Raw genomic sequence first — 16785 nt, forward strand, 5'->3', positions numbered from 1 at the left:
ATGGATGGCCACCAAGGCAAAGACGCTGCAGGCGAAGGACAAGGAAAAGGACGACAAGGCAGCGGACGCTCCGGAGAAGGATTCCCAGGACGCGCCCTCGCCGTTGCTCGACCTGTCCGATGCGGCAGTGAAGAAGATGATCAAGCAGGCCAAGAAGCGCGGCTTCGTGACCTTTGATCAGCTCAACGAAGTCCTGCCGTCCGACCAGACCTCGCCCGAGCAGATCGAGGACATCATGTCCATGCTCTCGGACATGGGCATCAACGTCACCGAAGCCGACGACAGCGAAGGCGAGGACGACAAGGACGAGGGCGGCGAGGACGAGACCGACAACGAGCTCGTCGAGGTCACCCAGAAGGCCGTCACCGAGGTCAAGAAGAGCGAGCCCGGCGAGCGCACCGACGATCCCGTGCGCATGTATCTGCGCGAGATGGGCACGGTCGAGCTCCTGTCCCGCGAAGGCGAAATCGCGATCGCCAAGCGCATCGAGGCCGGCCGTGAGGCGATGATCGCGGGCCTCTGCGAAAGCCCGCTTACCTTCCAGGCCATCATCATCTGGCGCGACGAGCTCAACGAAGGCAAGATTTTCCTCCGCGACATCATCGATCTCGAAGCGACCTATGCCGGTCCGGATGCCAAGGGCGGCATGAACACCGCGATGATCGGCGGCCCCACCGGGGAGAACGGCGAAGCTCCCGCCGAGGGCGGTGAAGCCAACGCGGCTGCGCCCGCGCACGTCGCGCCACCCGCCGCGCCGCCGTCGCCGACCCCATTCCGTGCCGCGCCTGCCGGCGGCAATGGCACCGAGGCCGAGAAGGATCCGGGCGAGGCCGCAGCCGAAGCCGACATGGACGAGGACGATGAGTTCGAGAACCAGATGTCGCTCGCGGCGATCGAGGCTGAGCTCAAGCCGAAGGTCGTCGAGATCTTCGACAAGATCGCCGAAAGCTACAAGAAGCTGCGCAAGCTTCAGGAGCAGGACATCCAGAACCAGCTCGAGAGCACCTCGCATGGGCCCTCGCTCTCGCCGCACCAGGAGCGCAAATATCGCAAGCTCAAGGACGAGATCATCGTCGAGGTGAAGTCGCTGCGCCTGAACCAGGCGCGTATCGACAGCCTCGTCGAGCAGCTCTACGACATCAACAAGCGCCTCGTCTCGCACGAGGGCCGCCTGATGCGCCTTGCCGACAGCCACGGCGTCGCGCGCGAGGACTTCCTGCGCAACTACACCGGCTCGGAGCTCGATCCGCGTTGGCTCAACCGGGTCTCGAAGCTTTCGGCCAAGGGCTGGAAGAACTTCGTCCATCACGAGAAGGACCGCATCAAGGACCTCCGCCACGAGGTTCATCAGCTCGCTGCGCTCACGGGTCTCGAGATCGTCGAATTCCGCAAGATCGTGCACTCCGTGCAGAAGGGCGAGCGCGAAGCCCGCCAGGCCAAGAAGGAGATGGTGGAAGCCAACCTGCGTCTCGTGATCTCGATCGCGAAGAAGTACACCAACCGCGGCCTTCAGTTCCTCGACCTGATCCAGGAAGGCAACATCGGCCTGATGAAGGCGGTCGACAAGTTCGAGTACCGCCGCGGCTACAAGTTCTCGACCTATGCGACGTGGTGGATCCGGCAGGCGATCACCCGCTCGATCGCCGACCAGGCGCGCACCATCCGCATCCCCGTGCACATGATCGAGACGATCAACAAGATCGTGCGCACCTCGCGCCAGATGCTCAACGAGATCGGCCGCGAGCCGACCCCGGAAGAGCTCGCCGAGAAGCTCGGCATGCCGCTCGAGAAGGTGCGCAAGGTTCTCAAGATCGCCAAGGAGCCCTTGTCGCTCGAAACGCCCGTCGGTGATGAAGAGGATTCACACCTCGGCGATTTCATCGAGGACAAGAACGCGATCCTCCCCATCGACGCCGCGATCCAGTCGAACCTGCGCGAGACCACCACGCGCGTGCTCGCCTCGCTCACCCCGCGCGAAGAGCGCGTGCTGCGCATGCGCTTCGGTATCGGCATGAACACCGACCACACGCTCGAAGAAGTCGGTCAGCAGTTCTCGGTCACTCGCGAACGCATCCGCCAGATCGAAGCCAAGGCGCTGCGCAAGCTGAAGCATCCGTCAAGGAGCCGCAAGCTGCGGAGCTTTTTGGATAATTGATCGGAAGGCCACTCTTGGCATCCAGAACGGCGGGCGAAAGCCCGCCGTTTCTTGTTTGGGTCACTACTGCGAGCTTAGCCGGATAACATCTTCATCGTGCGGTTTTCGATTGCCGCTGCCCCATACATTTTCAATTCGGCCGGCCTTGGCAAGGTCGACACAAATGTCCTTCACGTTTGTCTTCCGCAACATGAACGGCTGGAGAAGGGCGGGGACGACTTGCGAAAATTTGAGCGCCCCTTGTTGGGCAAGCAACTCCGATATGCGGGCGGCGGCTAATCGCTTTTGTTCGGCGACAATCTCCTCCACTGTCGCTTCACTCAATTCGGCTCGATGACCGGCAAACAAGTCGGCAACGTTTAGTCGTTCTTCTCTTCTCGCTTCTATTGCATTCGCCCGATCTTTAGCGTGTCTTCGCAGTGCGTCGTATTCAATGTCACGGAACGTCTTCAGTCCTTCAGCGCTCTTGGTTCCGTATGCGATGAAGAAATGAGGGCGCTCGGCTGTCGCCTTGTCGATCTTCGTGGATACGACAAATTCGAAATTTCCTGCGTTTTCGAGCGTGTCGCGGAATAGCTTTTCAACAGCGAGGCCGCGGGGAATATCTTGATCGAGACAATTTGGCCAATCAGGCCCGCCCAGAATGGGAGCCAGTGAGTCAATGATTTCTCGGTCCGCACTATATGCAAATCGATTGATAAAGTCGTACATGAAGTTGATCAACACCTCGCACTTGGCTCGTGCAAATAAAGGTCTGATCTTGCCGAATGGATAGCCAGTCCACCCAGTGGGGTCGATGAATATCAAAGGAAAGGATGTGCCCACGAAAGATCGAATGATGTCAACCGCATCCTCGAATTTTCCTTCGTGAGTTTTAATTTCAAACCCGTCCTCAGGTTTATGAAATTTGGCAACTGCGCTCTCTAGCAGAGAATACGCCTTTGCATTCTTCTCGGAAAAGAAGCATCCAATCCGCCGTCTTTTTCCGGTTCGCGCCAGCACTTGACTTTGAGCGTCCTTCAAAACGTGGATCGCAATCATGAAGGACGAGTCGCTAAAGTCTTCGGTCTGGGATTCCCACGGACCTGAAAAGCCGTCGACATACGTGACGTCAGAAAAATTCAATACCTTAAACGCGAGCGCCTGAAGGTAGCTCTTCAAAATAAAATGCTTAGCCTTGCTCTGCTCGCGACCGAAGTAAGGGTCGGTCACAACTAAACCTCTCTATTCTGCTGCCTCTAATAGTCTGGTTCGAGAAATTCGAGGGTATTGATTCCATTCACGGCCCCGCAGGAGTCGCCCGCCAGACTTCGGTCGAGTGCCGCCCCATTGTTTGAAGAAGAAGGCGGCTTTCGCGGTCCGGCATTGATCTCGAATCTCGATTGCCCACTCCTCCGCCATTGGACGTGCGCGTGGACCGCTTTCACCACCCACAATCACCCAATCGATCCCTTTGAGGTCAAGTTTGCCGACAGGACCAAGCAGAGGTTCGAATGAAACGAACTTCGTTGACGCGCGCGCGGCCCGGAGATGCTTTAGTCGAACAGCATTCTGCGCATCCTCGATGGACACACCTAACCAAATATGGGGAGGAGCTTTCCCCGTGGGGTATCGGTTTAGGAGATAGCGCGTCACGAGCGAACTACGTTTCGTCAGTACCTGATATGTATGCCAATCGGCGGCCTCCATCGTCTTGAAGACGGAATCGATGAACGGCTTCGGTATTTCCTTGTGAAAGAGGTCACTCATGGAGTTGACGAAGATGCGGCGCGGCTGTCGCCAAGTGAGTGGTTGCTCTAGTCGTTCTGGACGCAACTGAAGATCAAAGCCGGATTCGAATGGATGACCGGGCACGCCTCTAAACCGTTCTGAAAAGCGTTCCGCGTAACAGAGGTCGCAGCCGCGAGTAATCTTCGTGCATCCAGTGACCGGATTCCACGTGGCGTCAGTCCACTCAATCTGGGTCGAGGCAGCCATCCATCCACCTTAGAAAAAAAAGAGAACGCAATCCAGGTTAATAACAACGTATCAAAAATCAGCACCACCTCTGGTGAACGCTACTGTCCGCGCGCCGCGAGTTTGTTTGATGCGCTCGATTTAAGTTTTGAATTCTGCTTCGCTATAACCGCTCATGCCGAGACCTCACCTCACCGTCTGGTACAACACCCGCTGCCCCGTCTGTGACGCCGGCATCGACTGGCAGCGCAACAAGCTGCTGGCGCCGGTGCGCGCGGGCAAGGTCGAGTTCAGGGACATCAACGAGCAGCCCAATGTGCTGGCGCACTTTGGGGCTTCGCTCGACGACATCAGGCGTCGCCTGCATGCGACCGATGAGGCCGGCCGGCTCATCGTCGGTGCGGATGTGGCGATCGCGCTGTGGCGCCTGACGCCGGGAGAAGGATGGCTTGCAGCCCTGCTGGGCAATCGCGTGGCGCTGCCGTTCACGCGATTCTTCTATGACCGTTTTGCCGATCTGCTGTTTGCCTGGAACAAGCGGAGCGGGCGCTGGTGAACGCCAGCCTCTGTCGGCCTATTTCTTCTTCGCCCCGACCCGCTCGATCCGCTTGATCTCGAGTGCCGGCCGGCCGGACTTTTCGGCGATCTCGCGGTCCTGCTCCAGGATGAAGCCGCGTGCGGGATCGTCGCCGTCGAGGCCGCTGAGCAATTCGGCAGGCACGCGGCGGTTGGAGCGTTGGGAATCGTCTTCGTAGACGACGTTGAAGAAGGCGAATTCGCCTTTGGGATTGGTTCCAGGTTTTTTGGCCATGAGCGGCTTGTCGTCGATCAAGACGCCATAGTCAAATGGCTTTGCGATTTGCCGGTGGTCAGCGCGGGGCCTTGGTGGCAAGGCTTGTGGCCGCGGGACCGGTTGCGCAATCGATCGACGAAATCTATTTGCAGGATGGAAGGCGCTTCGCAAGGTCCCATGCGCCCTTTAGTGCGACCCCTCCCTCAAATAAACGGCGGGCCGAAAAGCCCGCCGTTTATTTTTGGTCTTCACCGTCGCCCGGGGCTGGCAGGGACGACAACTTAAGATAGAATTCTATCGCTTGATCGATGTGTTGGCAAGATAAAATTATGACAGAGCGATGTCGCAGCGTGCCAACACACATAAGTTAATCGCCGTCGCACATTACGTTTGAGATTCGAACGATTTGCTTGGCCGGTCGAACTATACCGATCACGGCGGCGCGATTGGAACTCGCTGCATTTGTACGCGGTAGCAGCGAACTGCATCGGTTCCATCGCACGTCACTGGCCCATTCGACGACGCGTGCGCGCTAACGCGGTTCGTCGATCAGCTTCTGCGGCGCCAGGTGCAGCTTTCGACCGCCGCCTCCGCCGTCATTTTCCTTGCGTTCCTGCGCCATGATGGCGCTGCCCATCGCCGCCGAGCCGAACGTGACGAGGAAGGAGCCGAGCAGGAGGAAAATCGCGACGACCGGCGAACTGTCGGCGAAGATGAGATCGCGCAAGTGCGCGGGATTAATGAGCAGCAGCCCGCCGACGAGCAGCGTCGCGGCACAGGCGCCGATCGCGAGATTGATGGCGAGCAGGCGGAACAGGGGAACACGCAGGAGCGTGAGGCGCTTTGGTTGAGGATGTTGCTGATCGTCGGGCATGACGTACCTTCGCACGCAGCAGAGGATCGAAGATAGCACCAGTGCGCAAGGCTTCAATTCTGTAACCGGCCCGGTCCCGTATCTCGTCATTCCGGGGTCAGCGCGAGCCCCCGAATCCATATCGCTGCCGACTCTGCGGTCGGATGGATTCCGGGCGCGGCCCTTCAGGCCACCCCGGAATGACGAGAAAGTTGGTCGGTCATCACGGCGCCACGAGCTCCACGCGGCGATTGAGGGTGCGGCCGGCGTCCGTTGCGTTGGAGCCGACCGGCGCAAGTAGTCCGACGCCGGCTGTCCGCAGGCGGGTCTGCGCGATGTGAAAACTCTTTGCGAGCTCGGCCGCGACCGCTTCGGCGCGGCGGCGTGACAGATCTAGATTGTAGTCGTAGGCACCCTGGCTGTCGGTATGGCCGACAATGAAGACGTTGAGCTGCGGCTGGCTTGTCAGCAGCTTTGCGATCTGCTCCAGCGTCGGCCGGCTCTCCGGCTTGAGCACGGCCTTGTCGGTATCGAAATAGATGCCGTAGAGCGCGATGTGTCCGGCCTCGCCGAGGCCTTTCGCCATCGCGGCGGCATCCACCATCTTGTTCTCGATTGCGCCGAGCTCGGCAACGATGAGCTGTGCATAGATCTCCTGGTTGTTCTGGCTGACGATGACGCTGGCATAGGTCTGATGGCCGCCATCGGTCTTGCGTCCTGCATAGTAGTGGTAGTTGAAGCCGTCGACCCACATCTGCGGGACGGGCAGCGTGTCGATGCTTTCCGTAAATGGAATGGCGCCGCAGGCATCCGTGTCGCAGGCGAGCAGGGTCTCGAAGCCGGCCTTTGCAAGTTGCGTCTCGAAATTTCGGGACACTTCCAGGATTGAGGGGCCGGGATTGGTGCGATAGGCGATGCGGACGATGCGGCCTTCCAGGCGCCGCGCGTCGGTGGGCTGGCCGTCCCTGAAGGCCGCGGCCTGCATCCGCGTCGCGTCGAAATCCTTGGTTACATATCCCGTGATCACGCTGCCGGCGAATCGCCCGATGCCGGGATAGTCCCGGGCACTTGCGACGTCGCGTGTCTGTGCTGAAGCCTCGGTGAACGCGTGAAACGAGAGGAGGACGGCAAGGGCAAGCGATCCGAGGATGTGGCGCGGCGCGGGCATCGGCACTCTCTTTCGGTTGGGAGAAAACAGGGACGCAGGACATTAGTCTCGCCTGCTGCCTCGCCGGTTCTGTTGGTCAGCCGCACCACTTTGACGGTGGTGGCGTTCCCGGGCATGATCGCTCGCGTGCTCTGCGCGAGATTTTGAGGGATTTCTGACATGCTGAGATTGGGTCTGGCCGTCGCGTTCGTCGGTCTTTTGGCGAGCGGTTCGGCCGAGGCCGCCCGTTGCGGCGGCGACTTTAATTCGTTCGTCGCCAGTATGGCGTCGGAAGCGCAGGCGGCCGGAGTTTCGCCGAGCGTGACCAGCGCGGCGTTCAGTGGGCTGACCCAGGACGGCGCGGTGCTCGCCTTCGACCGGCGCCAGCGCTACACCTTCAACAAGACGTTCGAGCAGTATGTCTCGACCCGCGTCGGTCCCGGCCGCATCAATGGCGGCCGCGCGCTGCTCCAGCGCCACGCCGCGCTGCTCTCGCGCATCGAGCAGCAATTCGGCGTGCCCAGGCAGATCCTTGTCGCGATCTGGGGGCTGGAGAGCGATTTCGGCAAGGGCGACATGGGCAAGCTGCCGGTGATCCGAACGCTCGCGACGCTGGCCCACGACTGCCGCCGCACCGAGCTGTTCCAGGGCGAGCTGCTCGCCGCCTTGAAGATCGTGCAGCGTGGCGACCTGCCGCTGCGCGACCTGATCGGCGCCTATGCCGGCGAGATCGGGCAGACGCAGTTCCTGCCGTCCTCCTACATCAAGTACGGCGTCGATTTCGACGGCGACGGCCGCGTCGACCTGCGCCACAGCGCCGCCGACGTGCTCGCCTCGACTGCGAACCTCTTGCACACCAACGGCTTCAAGATGGGCCAGCCCTATGGCGAAGGCACCGCCAATTTCGAAGCCATGCGGGAGTGGAACAGGGCGCTGATTTATCGCAAGACCATCGGTTATTTTGCCGATCGGCTGATGGGGCAGTGAGGGGAGTGGAGAACGCCTCGACCACCGTCGTTGCGCGCGCAGCGAAGCAATCCAGAATCTTTCCACGGAGATAATCTGGATTGCTTCGTCGCTTCGCTCCTCGCAATGACGAGCTTGTGGCAAGTGCCATCCACAGCCCAACTGTCATCACCCGCGAAATCGGGTGATCCAGTATTGCAGAGGCGGTGAGGGGATACGGAGAGGTCGCGGCGTACTGGATTCCCCGCTTTAGCGGGGAATGACAGCGATACATATGTGGCACTATGTGGCGCCCATCATCCTCACTTCCCCTGCGCCATCTTCTCCAGCCTTCGCTGCAACGGCTTCCAATACCTCGCCGGCCGAAAGCGCTGGAGCAGATCCATGAAGCGGGCGTCGTTGCCGATCAGGATGCGCGGCTCGTTGCGCTCGATGCCCTTGATGATGCGCAGGGCCGCGGCTCTTGGCGTCGTCTTCGCTGCATTCTCGAACCACTCGATCGACTGCACGCGGCGGGCGTTGTCGGTGACGCCGACACCGGTGCGCGAATTGCGGACGATATTGGTGGCGATGCCACCGGGGTGCACCACCGACAGCTTCACCGGACCTCCGGCGACCTGAAGCTCATGACGCAGGCTCTCCGAAAAGCCGCGCACCGCGAACTTCGACGCCGCGTAGGCGGATTGCCCCGGCGGGGCGATGATGCCGAAGCTGGAGGAAATGTTGACGATATGCGCCGCGTCCCGCGTTTTCAGATGCGGCAGGAAGGCGCGCGTGCCATGCACCACGCCCCAGAAATTGATGTTGAACAGCCACTCCATCTGCGCCTGATCGATCTCCTCGAACGAGCCCAGCAGCGCGACGCCGGCATTGTTGACGAGGATGTTGAGATCGGGGTGCGCGGCAACCGCCTCGGCTGCGAACCGCGCGATCTCGCTCGGCTCTGCGACATCGACGCGATGCACGCTGACCCTGCTTCTGCCGCCGATCTCGGCCGCCAGCGTCGTCAGTCCGGCCTCGTCGCGGTCGGCGAGCGCGAGATCGCAGCCGCGCTCGCAGAACTCGATCACCAGCGCGCGGCCGATGCCGCTCGCAGCTCCCGTGATGGCGGCGGCGCCGCGGATCGCAGTCATGTGTGACTCCATGGGTTCAAAGAAGGGAACCTGCTTACAATATTTGGTCCGGAGCCGAACCAATTCGCGGTTCCTTTTTTAACCTACGATAGTTGAGACCCACGACCAGCAATATCAGGAGCAGCCTATGGGACAGGCCCGGCCATTTCGTGCGGTCGCGCTGATTGTCGAGGATGACGCCATGCAGCGCGAGATGCTCAGCCTTCTCTTGGAGGAGAGCGGCTATCACGTCATTCAGTGCGCAAACGGCGAGGATGCTCGGCACGTACTCGACGTGGCCGCGGGCACGTTGTGTTTCCTGATGACCGACGTGCAGCTCGCCGGCCGCACCGACGGGGTTGAAGTCGCCCGCCTCGCGAAGGAGCGTAACCCAGGACTTGACGTCGTCGTCACCTCGGGGCGGCCGCTGACGCAGCCTTTGCCTCATGGTGCAAAATTCTGGGCCAAACCCTGGGCGCCCCTTGACGTGCTGCGCGAGGCCGAGATCGCTCAGCTCTCCTGACGGCCGTTCGGGCGTCGTATTGTCGCCGTCAGCCGCGGTGATAAGCTCGGGCCATGACCTGGCCCTTCCTGCTCACATCCCTGATCGTGATCGCTTCGCCGGGCACCGGCGTGCTCTACACGCTGGCTGCGGCCCTGACACGCGGTTCGCGGGCGAGCGTTGCTGCCGCCTTTGGCTGCACGCTCGGCATCGTGCCGCATATGACGGCGGCGATGCTTGGGCTCGCGGCCGTGCTCCACACCAGCGCGCTCGCCTTTGCGGCGCTGAAATGGTGCGGGGTGGTGTATCTGCTCTACATGTCCTGGCAGGCGTTGCGCGAGACCGGGGCGCTGGCGGTGGAGGGGCGGATTAAGGAGCGTTCGAGCTGGCGGGTGATCGTCACTGGATTTTTGATCAACATCCTCAATCCCAAGCTCTCGATCTTCTTCCTCGCCTTCTTGCCGCAGTTCATTGCCACCGATGAGGCCCATGTGCTGGCGCGGATGCTGGAATTGAGCGGCGTCTTCATGGCGATGACATTTGCCGTATTCGTGGTCTACGGCCTGTTTGCCGCCTCCGTTCGCGAGCGCGTCATTTCCCGCCCTCGCGTCATGGCCTGGCTGCGCCGCAGCTTTGCCGCCGGTTTTGCCGTGCTCGGCGCGAGGCTGGCGTTTGCGGAGCGGTAGGCTCTTCACCTCTCCTTGCCTGCGAGGAGAGAAAGTGAGGCCGTCGACGCTTAGCCAACAAAAAAGCGGGCCTTGTGCCCGCCGTTTTTCATCTCGTCCGGACCTGATGCCCGGGCGGAGCGAGGCTCCACCCGGGCAGAACAAGAAGTAACGTTACTTCTTCTTCGCCTTCTTGGCCTTCTTCGCCTTCTTCGCCTTCTTCGCTTTCTTAGCCATAGTATCCTCTCAAGGGTTAATGGTGGAACGCGACACGAGGGATGCTCGGCGGAGGGCCAGCCTCGCAACATCCTCGACACTAAACTCAGCAGATTCGCGGGCGCCTGCCCTGCGCTGTCACGCCGCTGTCATTGCGTTATCCACAGATCAAACGCTTTTATGGGTGATTCCGTCCGCGAATCCGCCTTGCCGGTGTCTGCCAGACGCCCGCACGACATGGCTAACGATCCGGCAACGCGCGCGCGGCGTTCATCAATCCAAAACCAAAGGCGCGCTTTCGCAGATCGCGGTGAGACTCCGTTAAGCGCGCCACGCGCATTGTCCTCCGTAACAAGACGGGGATGGTCATGGACGGACGGTTGCCAAACGGAGAGGGCGCGATGATGCACGTCGCGCGGTCGCCATGCTGAGCGTGTCGACACTCTGGATCGTCATCGTCATCAACTTCCTGGCGCTGGGCCTGATCTGGGCTTACGTCGCCAACGCCTATCCCAAGTTCGAGGCGGCACGGTTCTGGACGGCGTCTGCGGTGCTGGCAGCGGTCGGTGCCGGCATCACCATGCTACGCGGCGTGATGGATCCGCGCTTTCCGCTGATTGCCGGCGGCGGGCTGATGATCTTCTCGTCCTGGCTCGCTTGCATGGGCGTGACGCGGTTCTACAACAAGCCGTTATCCTGGAGTACGGGAATTGCCGTCTCGCTGCTGACCACGGTCGGCCTCGCCGGGTTCCTGGTCGTGATCGACTACATGCCCGCGCGCGTCCTGATTTATTCGCTGGGACAATCGACGCCGATCGTGATGGTGCTGCCGCTCCTCCTCGGCAAGCAGGACGGCCGCGAAAATCCCGGCGCGCGGCTCGCCGCGATCGTCGCCTTCATGCTGCTGTCTGCGCATCTGATCCGCTCCGTCGCCGCGCTGCTCGGCTTTGGCGGAGCCATCACCGCGATCAATTTCAACGGATTGCAGGCAGCCCTGATCCTCGTGCTGGTGTTTCTGGCGATGGCCTGGAATTTCGGCTGCCTGTTGATGGCGATCGAGCGCCTGCGCAATGAGGTCGCCGATCTCGCGCTGCTCGACGACCTCACGGGCGTCGCCAACCGTCGGCACCTGTTGCAGCGCCTCACCGAGGAGTGCGCCCGCTCGGAGCGGAGCGGCAAGCCGTTCTCGCTGCTGATCATCGATCTCGACGGCTTCAAGGCCATCAACGATACCCATGGACATGCGGCGGGCGATGCCTGCCTGCAGCATTTCACTCTGATGGCGCAGACGCGCCTCAGACCCGGCGACATGCTCGCCCGCACCGGCGGCGACGAGTTCTGCATCGTGCTGCCGTCGTCGACCCAGACCGAGGGCGCGCTGATTGCCCGCCGCGTGCTGGACGTCTGCCGCAGGGATGCACAAACCTGCTCAGGAGGCGACATTCCGATCGCGGTCTCGATCGGTATCGCGCAGTGGGAGCGCGGCATCGGTCAATTTCCCGACCGCCTGATGGCGAACGCCGACCATGCGCTCTATGCCGCCAAGAAAAGCGGCAAGAACGATTTCGCTATCTACGATGGCGCGCCACCGCTACAGCCGGACCTGCCGCACCTGCCGACCGAAGTGGCACGCAAGTTCGCCTGACCTATGTTAAGGCGGAGGTGTAACGGACCATTCTACCTCATGCATTACCGCCTTCTCGCGGCGCTGCTCGCCGCGTTTGCACTCCTCGCCCCGGCCGCGGCAACCGATCCCGACCTCGCCAGACTGGCGCGCGCGTCGGGCACGCCGACGATTCCCGGTCTGAACATGGTCTGGCTCGCGCCCTGGGGCGACATCACTGCGGCCCACGCCTGGCACAACATCATCGTGCACCAGACCGAGGGGCCGGCGGGATCGGCCCGCATGGGGGCGCTGGCACAATCGAAGAACCCGACGCGACGCGGTGTCACGGTCTGGGTCGAGACCGACGGCACGATCTATTGGGCCGTCCCCGAGAACCTCGTACCGACCCATGGCGATGGCGCCAATCGCAACGACAACGCCTTCATCGACAACTCCGCGACTTATCATCAGGTCGTGCGCGACAATTCGATCGGTGTCGAGTTCGCCGGCAATTTTCCGGATGTGACGACGGGGCCGACCGATGCGCAGGTTGCGGCATGGCGCATCCTCGTTGCCGTCCTTCGGGCGCGCTACGCCATCCCGCTCGACCACGTCTATGCGCACAACTGGATCGACTTCAAGGACGCCCGCTATTGCGAAGGCTGCTGGCTCGCGACCCTCGCAAGGGAGTGGGGCGAGTAGGGCGCATCGGATTCCTCCGCACCAGGCGCGTCCGGGCAACCGGCGGCCGAAACCGCCGGGGCCGGATCGCCAATGAAGAGCGACCGCTATCGATTTTCATCGTCATCCTAAGCCCACCGGGCTTCCCATGCTCAGGGGAATGCCTTGGGAAGATCGGCGGAAGGCTTCGTGACGATCTGGTGCGCATCGCGCCAGATCACTTCGCGCTGGCGCAAGGTTGTGATCGTGCGCACCGGCAGGCCACCCTCCTCAAGCAGCCAAGCACAGTAACGCGCGCGGCTGACGGCCTCGCGGGCTTGAGGATCGAACCAGCAAATGCCCCAAATCGAATCGCGCCGCTTGAAGTGCCGCGCGATGCGCCCGGGGATCGGCAGATGCTGTGCGAACCAGGTGAACTGATCCGATAGCTCCTGCCGAATCCAATCGGGACAGTTGTTCCGGTGGATATACCAGGACGCACGAAAGAAGCCGCTCTCCACGCGGCTGTGCGGGTGGATGAGCGGTGTAACGAACCGCAAATACATGACAACACGGCGCGACGCCGTGTTGCGTCACGCCCCTCGTAGCCGGAAAGATGAATGAAAGAACAGCCGCGAAGCGGCGTTCAGCTCATGACCGATTGCCGATCACCAATGGGCGGCGGTGGTCAGAACGTGTCGATCTACATTTCATGCCGCCTCCCTCGAGAGCTTTGAACAAAAAGGGCGCGATATCGCGCCGGGGGCCGCAGCACATACACCAGCAAACGTCCTGCGACAAGCGTGGTTGATTGGGAATGATTGACTGGAGAGCGTTCATCACGCTCTCGACGTCTCCTCGCTCGACTATCGCCGTTCTCGATTCTCGTCGAGCTCCGGAGCGTTTGCTCGAATTGCGGACACGCTCGCGCAATAGTTTCGCGCGTCTTATTGATCGCAATCACCGCTGTCATCGCCCGGCTTGACCGGGCGATTCCAGTACGCCGAGACGGTCGTGGTCCAATCGACAAGCCGCGGCGTACTGATGCCCCGGTCAAGCCGGGGCATGACACCGCGAGGTTGGTTGCGTTCCGGCAAACAAAAAAGCCGGCGTTGCCGCCGGCTTTTCAGTCTCTTCGATCCGCCAATTGTTGGCGCTGGAAAATCTCGCGCTTAGTGCGCGGCTTCCAGCGCTGCTTGTTCCTGCTTCGCGATCGTGCCCTTGACCGCGGCCTGCACCTTCTCGAAGGCGCGGACCTCGATCTGGCGGACGCGCTCGCGCGACACGCCGAACTCGGCTGCGAGGTCTTCCAGCGTCATCGGCTCGTCCGCAAGGCGCCGCGCCTCGAAGATGCGACGTTCACGCGGGTTGAGCACGCCCATGGCGCCATGCAGGGCGTCACGGCGATGATCGTATTCCTCGTGCTCGGCCATCAAGGCTTCCTGGTTGGGCGAGGTATCGACCAGCCAGTCCTGCCATTCGCCGGCCTCGCCGTCGTCGCGGATCGGTGCGTTCAGCGACGCGTCGCCGCCGAGACGGCGGTTCATGTCGATGACGTCCTGATCGGTGACGCCGAGGCGGCTTGCGATCAGCTTCACCTGGTCGGGATGCAGATCACCCTCGTCCAGCGCTGAAATCTTGCTCTTCGCCTTGCGCAGGTTGAAGAACAGCTTTTTCTGGTTCGCGGTGGTGCCCATCTTCACGAGCGACCACGAACGCAGGATGTACTCTTGAATCGACGCCTTGATCCACCACATGGCGTAGGTGGCGAGACGGAAGCCCTTCTCGGGCTCGAATCGCTTCACAGCCTGCATCAGGCCGACATTGCCTTCCGAGACGACCTCGGAGATCGGCAGGCCGTAGCCGCGGTAGCCCATGGCGATCTTGGCCACGAGGCGGAGGTGGCTGGTGACGAGTTGATGCGCCGCGTCCCGATCGTCATGCTCGCGCCAACGCTTGGCGAGCATGTACTCCTGCTGGGGTTCCAGCATGGGAAATTTGCGGATCTCGGCGAGGTAACGGGAAAGGCCGGATTCTCCATTCAGAACCGGCAACGTGGCTGCGCGGGCCATACTTGCGCCCTCCAAAGGTTCAGGCCCCCGATAGCGGCGGGCCAGGCAGACGACCGCTTGGTTAAAGCCGGCCGGGCTGCGATGTTCCGCGTCGATCTTTCAACGCAGGCGCAATATACCCCATGGGGGGTCATTTAGGGAAGGATTGTTGACGTCACGTCCCCGTGTGGCTGCCATAACTTTTTGTAATGTAAAGCTTTTCCTAAGTGGCCTGCGTCATAGCGCCGCTTTTAGTCTCCCCTCCAGGAGAAGCAAATCCTCCGGCAAAGGCTGTTCCCAGTGGAGGAGTTCTCCGCTTCGCGGGTGCTCGATTACCAGCAGATAAGCGTGCAGGGCCTGCCGGCCAAGGGCGGCGAGGGCGCCTTGCGATTCTGGCCCGAGCTGGTTCGCCTTGGTCTTGAAGTGGGGGCCGTAGACGGCATCCCCCAGCAGCGGGTGACCGATATGGGACAGGTGGACGCGGATCTGGTGGGTGCGCCCGGTCTCGAGCTCGCAGGCGAGCAGCGAGGCCACAGGCTTGCCGTCGCGCCCGGCAAAGCTCTCCATGATTTCCCAATGCGTCACCGCCGTGCGGCCGCTCTGCCTCACGGCCATCTTCTCCCTCGCATGCGGATGACGGTCGATCGGCGCATCGACCGTACCGCGCTGCCGGTTCGGCACGCCCCAGGCAAAGGCGAGATAGCCGCGCCGCATCTCGCCGGTGCGGCCGTGGTCGGCGAATTGCGCCGACAGTGACTGGTGGGCGAGGTCGTTCTTGGCGACCACCATCAGGCCGGTCGTGTCCTTGTCCAGCCGGTGCACGATGCCTGGCCGGCGTACCCCGCCGATCCCGGACAGCGAGGTACCGCAATGGGCGATCAGCGCGTTCACCAGCGTGCCCGTCTCGTGGCCGGCGGCCGGGTGCACGACGAGGCCCGCCGGCTTGTTGATGACGATGATGTCGTCGTCCTCGAACACGATATCGAGCGCGATATCCTCAGCCATGGGCTCGGCGGGGGCAGCCTCCGGCACGTCGATTATGATCGTATCGCCTGATGCGACGTGGTAAGCGGGGTCGCGGACCGCGGCGGCCTTGAGGCTCACCGCGCCCGCCAGAATCAGGGTTTTCAGCCTTGATCGCGACAGGTCCGGCAGGCGCGCGGCGAGCACCCGGTCGAGCCGGGCCGAACCCTCGTCGCCGGTGACGACAACCTCCATCCTTTGCGCTGACCCAGAGCCCTGCATGACGACCGAAACCGCTGTTCCCGAACCGACCTCCGAGCAAGCCGCGCTGTTCGCGCGGGTGCGGCGGATGATGCTGATCGCGGGGTTGACCACGGCGCTGGCGATCTGCGCCGTCCTGATCGCGGTGGGCTACCGCCTTTTCAAGTCCGAGGGAAGGGCGGTCGAGGCGCTGAGCGACGTCACCGCCACCCTGCCGAAGGGCGCGAAGATCATCTCGACCGCGGTCGCCGGCGACCGCGTGCTGGTGACGCTCGATGTCGGCGGGGTCACCGAAATCCGCACCTTCGACGCACACACGCTGAAGCCGGCAGGACGGCTGAAATTTGCCAACGAGCCGTAAGGGGGGGCTCGCGGCATTTCCGTCTAAGGCGGGCTCAGAAGCGACCTCATCCCCAGATCGTCGTCCCGGGGCGCGCGACGCGCGAGCTCGGGACCCATAGCCCCAGGATTGAATTGGTTAAGCCAGATCGTTGCCCCGAATTTGCCTCAGCAATCACCATTCCGGGCAATGGGCGTTCGCCATGACGACCCGACAAAGACGCCCCGACAAATGAGCACTGTCGATCCGTACCGATCGAGGCTTGCCGCCGGCGGAATTCGCGGCTATGTCCTGTCCCTCACGCTCCCTTCGTCTAGCGGTTAGGACGCGGCCCTCTCAAGGCTGAAACAGGGGTTCGATTCCCCTAGGGAGCGCCAGCAATCTCAGGCACTTAGTTTGCCATCAACCGCCTTCGTTGAATAATGGTTGAATAAGACGCTGGTGAACAGCGGCGGACGCTTGCGAAATCTGCCTGCCGATATTGGCAGACAAGCCTCGGCGCGCTGCCTCACTGTGGCTGGGCAAAAAAATCCCCGTCG

At 61.9% G+C, this 16785-nt stretch carries 17 protein-coding genes and 1 tRNA gene; 9 read left to right on the top strand and 9 right to left on the bottom strand.

The window, feature by feature from the left end; all coding sequences use genetic code 11:
* Positions 1 to 4: 4 nt before the first annotated feature.
* Complete coding sequence (gene rpoD / locus SO156_RS12165; protein WP_458146513.1) at positions 5 to 2155, top strand: RNA polymerase sigma factor RpoD; 2151 nt, start codon at positions 5 to 7, stop codon at positions 2153 to 2155.
* Positions 2156 to 2218: 63 nt separating this feature from the next.
* Here rpoD and tcmP read toward each other — a convergent pair whose 3' ends face one another.
* The gene (gene tcmP / locus SO156_RS12170; RefSeq protein WP_498534933.1) at positions 2219 to 3367 is read right to left on the bottom strand and encodes a three-Cys-motif partner protein TcmP; all 1149 of its coding nucleotides are present in this window, start codon (positions 3365 to 3367) and stop codon (positions 2219 to 2221) included.
* A 12-nt stretch (positions 3368 to 3379) separates the two neighbouring features.
* A complete protein-coding gene (locus SO156_RS12175; protein WP_498534934.1) occupies positions 3380 to 4132 on the bottom strand; it encodes a DUF5131 family protein in 753 nt (250 codons plus the stop codon).
* Positions 4133 to 4286: 154 nt separating this feature from the next.
* Between SO156_RS12175 and SO156_RS12180 the strand changes: the two genes are divergently transcribed.
* Complete coding sequence (locus tag SO156_RS12180; protein ID WP_498534935.1) at positions 4287 to 4667, top strand: thiol-disulfide oxidoreductase DCC family protein; 381 nt, start codon at positions 4287 to 4289, stop codon at positions 4665 to 4667.
* 18 nt (positions 4668 to 4685) lie between these two features.
* Here SO156_RS12180 and SO156_RS12185 read toward each other — a convergent pair whose 3' ends face one another.
* From SO156_RS12185 to SO156_RS12195, 3 genes are all read right to left on the bottom strand, one after another.
* On the bottom strand, positions 4686 to 4922 hold the full coding sequence (locus SO156_RS12185; RefSeq protein WP_458146509.1) for a hypothetical protein: 237 nt from the start codon (positions 4920 to 4922) through the stop codon (positions 4686 to 4688).
* A gap of 514 nt (positions 4923 to 5436) precedes the next feature.
* On the bottom strand, positions 5437 to 5778 hold the full coding sequence (locus SO156_RS12190) for a hypothetical protein (protein WP_498534936.1): 342 nt from the start codon (positions 5776 to 5778) through the stop codon (positions 5437 to 5439).
* Positions 5779 to 5980: 202 nt separating this feature from the next.
* A complete protein-coding gene (locus SO156_RS12195; RefSeq protein ID WP_498534937.1) occupies positions 5981 to 6925 on the bottom strand; it encodes an OmpA family protein in 945 nt (314 codons plus the stop codon).
* 159 nt (positions 6926 to 7084) lie between these two features.
* Here SO156_RS12195 and SO156_RS12200 point away from each other — a divergent pair, with 159 nt between their 5' ends.
* Entirely contained in the window at positions 7085 to 7891 is an 807-nt protein-coding gene (locus SO156_RS12200; protein WP_458146506.1) for a lytic murein transglycosylase, read from the top strand.
* 281 nt (positions 7892 to 8172) lie between these two features.
* Here the strand turns inward: SO156_RS12200 and SO156_RS12205 are convergent, their stop codons facing one another.
* Complete coding sequence (locus SO156_RS12205; RefSeq protein WP_498534938.1) at positions 8173 to 9003, bottom strand: SDR family NAD(P)-dependent oxidoreductase; 831 nt, start codon at positions 9001 to 9003, stop codon at positions 8173 to 8175.
* Positions 9004 to 9130: 127 nt separating this feature from the next.
* Here SO156_RS12205 and SO156_RS12210 point away from each other — a divergent pair, with 127 nt between their 5' ends.
* The 4 genes from SO156_RS12210 to SO156_RS12225 all read left to right on the top strand — a co-directional run bounded on the left by SO156_RS12210 (position 9131) and on the right by SO156_RS12225 (position 12673).
* Positions 9131 to 9505, top strand: coding sequence for a response regulator (locus tag SO156_RS12210; protein WP_458146504.1), 375 nt, complete (start codon positions 9131 to 9133; stop codon positions 9503 to 9505).
* Between the two features lie 53 nt (positions 9506 to 9558).
* Positions 9559 to 10170 (top strand): LysE family translocator, encoded by a 612-nt coding sequence (locus SO156_RS12215; RefSeq protein WP_498534939.1) that lies wholly within the window; start codon positions 9559 to 9561, stop codon positions 10168 to 10170.
* A 619-nt stretch (positions 10171 to 10789) separates the two neighbouring features.
* On the top strand, positions 10790 to 12010 hold the full coding sequence (locus SO156_RS12220; protein ID WP_458146502.1) for a GGDEF domain-containing protein: 1221 nt from the start codon (positions 10790 to 10792) through the stop codon (positions 12008 to 12010).
* A 39-nt stretch (positions 12011 to 12049) separates the two neighbouring features.
* Positions 12050 to 12673: a peptidoglycan recognition protein family protein gene (locus SO156_RS12225; protein ID WP_498534940.1), complete on the top strand. Its 624-nt coding sequence runs from the start codon at positions 12050 to 12052 to the stop codon at positions 12671 to 12673.
* 131 nt (positions 12674 to 12804) lie between these two features.
* Here the strand turns inward: SO156_RS12225 and SO156_RS12230 are convergent, their stop codons facing one another.
* From SO156_RS12230 to SO156_RS12240, 3 genes are all read right to left on the bottom strand, one after another.
* On the bottom strand, positions 12805 to 13152 hold the full coding sequence (locus tag SO156_RS12230; RefSeq protein ID WP_458146500.1) for a hypothetical protein: 348 nt from the start codon (positions 13150 to 13152) through the stop codon (positions 12805 to 12807).
* A gap of 651 nt (positions 13153 to 13803) precedes the next feature.
* Positions 13804 to 14703 (bottom strand): RNA polymerase sigma factor RpoH, encoded by a 900-nt coding sequence (gene rpoH, locus SO156_RS12235; RefSeq protein WP_458146499.1) that lies wholly within the window; start codon positions 14701 to 14703, stop codon positions 13804 to 13806.
* A gap of 216 nt (positions 14704 to 14919) precedes the next feature.
* Positions 14920 to 15927, bottom strand: a complete 1008-nt coding sequence (locus SO156_RS12240) for an RluA family pseudouridine synthase (protein ID WP_498534941.1) — start codon at positions 15925 to 15927, stop codon at positions 14920 to 14922.
* Here SO156_RS12240 and SO156_RS12245 point away from each other — a divergent pair.
* Both SO156_RS12245 and SO156_RS12250 read left to right on the top strand, forming a co-directional pair.
* Positions 15926 to 16267: a hypothetical protein gene (locus SO156_RS12245; protein WP_458146497.1), complete on the top strand. Its 342-nt coding sequence runs from the start codon at positions 15926 to 15928 to the stop codon at positions 16265 to 16267. The genes SO156_RS12240 and SO156_RS12245 overlap by 2 nt on opposite strands.
* Positions 16268 to 16548: 281 nt before the next feature.
* Positions 16549 to 16623 (top strand) — tRNA-Glu (locus tag SO156_RS12250).
* Positions 16624 to 16785: the final 162 nt, after the last annotated feature.

The sequence above is a fragment of the Bradyrhizobium sp. UFLA05-125 genome (genome assembly GCF_059803515.1).

Coding starts and splice junctions, on each gene's coding strand:
- rpoD (WP_458146513.1), top strand. CDS start 5: ATGGCCACCAAGGCAAAGACGCTGCAGGCGAAGGACAAGGAAAAGGAC.
- SO156_RS12175 (WP_498534934.1), bottom strand. CDS start 4,132: ATGGCTGCCTCGACCCAGATTGAGTGGACTGACGCCACGTGGAATCCG.
- SO156_RS12180 (WP_498534935.1), top strand. CDS start 4,287: ATGCCGAGACCTCACCTCACCGTCTGGTACAACACCCGCTGCCCCGTC.
- SO156_RS12185 (WP_458146509.1), bottom strand. CDS start 4,922: ATGGCCAAAAAACCTGGAACCAATCCCAAAGGCGAATTCGCCTTCTTC.
- SO156_RS12190 (WP_498534936.1), bottom strand. CDS start 5,778: ATGCCCGACGATCAGCAACATCCTCAACCAAAGCGCCTCACGCTCCTG.
- SO156_RS12195 (WP_498534937.1), bottom strand. CDS start 6,925: ATGCCCGCGCCGCGCCACATCCTCGGATCGCTTGCCCTTGCCGTCCTC.
- SO156_RS12200 (WP_458146506.1), top strand. CDS start 7,085: ATGCTGAGATTGGGTCTGGCCGTCGCGTTCGTCGGTCTTTTGGCGAGC.
- SO156_RS12205 (WP_498534938.1), bottom strand. CDS start 9,003: ATGACTGCGATCCGCGGCGCCGCCGCCATCACGGGAGCTGCGAGCGGC.
- SO156_RS12210 (WP_458146504.1), top strand. CDS start 9,131: ATGGGACAGGCCCGGCCATTTCGTGCGGTCGCGCTGATTGTCGAGGAT.
- SO156_RS12215 (WP_498534939.1), top strand. CDS start 9,559: ATGACCTGGCCCTTCCTGCTCACATCCCTGATCGTGATCGCTTCGCCG.
- SO156_RS12220 (WP_458146502.1), top strand. CDS start 10,790: ATGCTGAGCGTGTCGACACTCTGGATCGTCATCGTCATCAACTTCCTG.
- SO156_RS12225 (WP_498534940.1), top strand. CDS start 12,050: ATGCATTACCGCCTTCTCGCGGCGCTGCTCGCCGCGTTTGCACTCCTC.
- rpoH (WP_458146499.1), bottom strand. CDS start 14,703: ATGGCCCGCGCAGCCACGTTGCCGGTTCTGAATGGAGAATCCGGCCTT.
- SO156_RS12245 (WP_458146497.1), top strand. CDS start 15,926: ATGACGACCGAAACCGCTGTTCCCGAACCGACCTCCGAGCAAGCCGCG.
- SO156_RS12240 (WP_498534941.1), bottom strand. CDS start 15,927: ATGCAGGGCTCTGGGTCAGCGCAAAGGATGGAGGTTGTCGTCACCGGC.